At 43.7% G+C, this 2,935-nt stretch carries 3 protein-coding genes; 2 read left to right on the top strand and 1 reads right to left on the bottom strand.

The window, feature by feature from the left end; translation table 11 throughout:
- The first annotated feature begins 63 nt into the window (after window positions 1-63).
- Together hemB and aroE are read left to right on the top strand one after the other, a co-directional pair.
- On the top strand, window positions 64-1,077 hold the full coding sequence (gene hemB, locus B4K20_RS02715; protein WP_289281792.1) for a porphobilinogen synthase: 1,014 nt from the start codon (window positions 64-66) through the stop codon (window positions 1,075-1,077).
- 27 nt (window positions 1,078-1,104) lie between these two features.
- Complete coding sequence (aroE, locus tag B4K20_RS02710; RefSeq protein ID WP_289281791.1) at window positions 1,105-1,932, top strand: shikimate dehydrogenase; 828 nt, start codon at window positions 1,105-1,107, stop codon at window positions 1,930-1,932.
- 56 nt (window positions 1,933-1,988) lie between these two features.
- On the opposite strand, the gene B4K20_RS02705 is transcribed toward aroE, so the two are convergent.
- Window positions 1,989-2,935 (bottom strand): MFS transporter (locus tag B4K20_RS02705; RefSeq protein ID WP_289281790.1); only part of this gene is annotated, 947 nt, incomplete at its 5' end.

Raw genomic sequence — 2,935 nt, 5'->3', positions numbered from 1 at the left:
CTGGTGACATTAGCTTTGCTTAGGTATATTGGGGTGTTTACTCTGTAATCAATGAGGTCAGGCATGACGCAATCAATTATCACTAGTGGTTTCCCTAATCAGCGCCCAAGAAGAATGCGTAAAGATGATTTTTCCCGACGCTTGATGCAAGAAAATGTCCTGACAGTCAACGATTTAATTTACCCCTGTTTTGTGCTTGAAGGAAGCAATCAACGTCAACAGGTTAGCTCTATGCCTGGCGTAGAGAGATTGAGTATCGACCTGCTTCTTAAAGAAGCTGAAATTATTCATCGTTTAGGTGTACCCGTGATGGCTTTATTTCCAGTGACGCCTGTCGAGAAAAAAACAGAAGATGCCAGTGAGGCTTATAATCCAGAGGGTCTTGTTCAACAAGCTGTTCGAGCGCTACGACAGGAGTTTCCTGAGCTAGGCATTATGACCGATGTGGCGTTAGACCCTTTCACGACGCATGGGCAGGACGGTCTTCTCGATGACAATGGATACATCGTCAATGATCACACCGTTGATGTATTAATTAAACAAGCCTTATCGCATGCCGAAGCTGGGGCCCAAATTGTGGCACCATCCGATATGATGGATGGCCGAATCGGTGCTATTCGTGATGCACTGGAGTTCAACAGCCATATACACACCCGCATCATGGCGTATTCAGCCAAATATGCTTCCAGTTTTTATGGCCCATTCCGGGATGCTGTTGGTAGCTCAGGAAATCTAGGCAGCGGTAACAAATTTACTTACCAGATGGACCCCGCTAACAGTGATGAAGCTCTTCATGAAGTCGCATTAGATATTCAGGAAGGCGCGGATATGGTGATGGTGAAGCCAGGCATGCCTTATCTTGATGTTTTATATCGTGTGAAAGACACTTTCAAAAAACCCACTTATGTCTACCAAGTCAGCGGTGAATATGCCATGTTAAAAGCGGCTATCGACAATGGCTGGTTGACTGAATCGGTTATTTTGGAAAGTCTTCTGGCTTTCAAACGTGCTGGGGCTGATGGCATTTTGACTTACTTTGCTAAGGAAGTCGCTCAGCAATTAAAAGCTGGCATCTAATTTTAAAAATACGTTTGCAATGACTCTATGACTGATAAATACGCCGTAATAGGCCACCCAATTAAACACAGTAAATCCCCCTTCATTCATGCCGAATTTGCCAAGCAGAGCCAGCAAGATATTGAATACACAGCTATTGAAGTGCCATTGGAATCACTGGCTTCAAGTCTTCAACAGCTGCGAGATATTCTCAAGCTTAAAGGGATTAACATCACTGTTCCTTTTAAAGAACAAGCCTGGGCCTTGGCAGATAGTCTGTCAGATCGTGCTCAACGTGCTGGTGCCATCAACACAGTCATTTTTGAGAGTGACGGTACTATTTATGGTGACAATACTGATGGTATTGGCTTATGCCGAGATTTGGAAAACCACCATATCAGCCTTAAAGATAAGCGGATTTTGTTAATAGGTGCAGGTGGTGCGGCGCGAGGCGTCATCGCCCCGTTGATGACTTATCAACCAGCCGAATTATTTATTGCCAACAGAACAGCTAGTAAAGCCACTCAACTGGCTGATTTGTTTTCCGACTTAGGTGCTATTAAAGGCGGTGGATTTACTGACGTATCCGGTCATTTCGACATCATCATCAATGCGACGGCAGCAAGCCTACAAGACGAAGTACCTGACCTACCAGAAAGTATATTTACTGAAAAATCATGTTGCTATGACATGATGTATGCCGATAGGGATACCGCATTTATCAAGTGGGCAAAACAACACAAAGTCAGTCAAACCATTGATGGCCTGGGAATGTTAGTCGAGCAAGCTGCTGAAGCCTTTTATCTTTGGCGACAGATCAGGCCCGATACCCAAGCTGTTTTGCAGCAACTTCGTGAGAACATGAAATCAGACTAGCTTAGCCTAATAAAAAAGCCTGCTAAAAAGCAGGCTTTTTTGTGAACATACAGACCTTATTTATGTTCCTGAGCTAATTCAGGATGTGTGTTTTGCACATGATGTTTTTCTCTAACTGGACGAATAGACAAATTCGCCAGGAATGCCACAAGAAGTAATCCAGCCATGGCATACATAGTTGAATTATAAAGGCTTGGAGTAGGATCTAAAGTCCCTGCCGGTGCAATCTCCATCAGCTGTGAAATGGACACTGTTTTCGCGGCAATCAACTCATCGAGATTATCAATACTCGCCCCAAACTTTTGCAGGAATGCAGCTGGATCAACTTTAGCTGCTAATTCATGTAAAACCTTATTCATCGAGTGCTCACGCAGATGCGTAATCACATATGGTCCTAAAATGCCAGCGGTACTCCAGGCTGTTAACAGTCGCCCATGAATACCACCCACATGCATCGTACCGAAAATATCAGCCAGATAAGCTGGAATAGTGGCAAAACCACCGCCATACATAGTGAATATAATCATGGTAACGGCATAGAACATGACTAATGCTGTCACACTCGGACTCACACTAGCTTGTGTTGCTATAAAGGGAATAGATAAATACAGTAATGCTCCCAACAAGAAGAAGCAATGATAGGTATTTTTACGCCCGATGTAATCAGATGCTGTAGACCATAAAAAACGCCCTGACATATTAAACACGCTAATCATCAATACATAGGTAGCAGCAAAGCTGGCATCAACAATTCCTGGCAGGCTCGGACTAAAAATATCAGTAATCATGGTTTTTGCCACCCCGATCACCCCAATACCTGCCGTCACGTTAAAACACAATACAATCCATAGTTGATAGAACTGCGGTGTTTTTATCGCTTGATCAATATGAACATGGTTGTCAGAAATCAGACGGTTTTTTGTAGATTGATCTTTGGCTGGAGGCGTCCAGTTGTCTGGTTTCCAGTCTTTAGCTGGGACTCGAAAACTAAACGCTGCGATGG

This window comes from Methylophaga sp. UBA5088 (assembly GCF_002414625.1).
Taxonomy (GTDB): Bacteria; Pseudomonadota; Gammaproteobacteria; order Nitrosococcales; family Methylophagaceae; genus Methylophaga; species Methylophaga marina.
The sequence above is the reverse complement of the archived record's forward strand: the minus strand, read 5'-3'. Positions and strand labels throughout refer to the sequence as shown.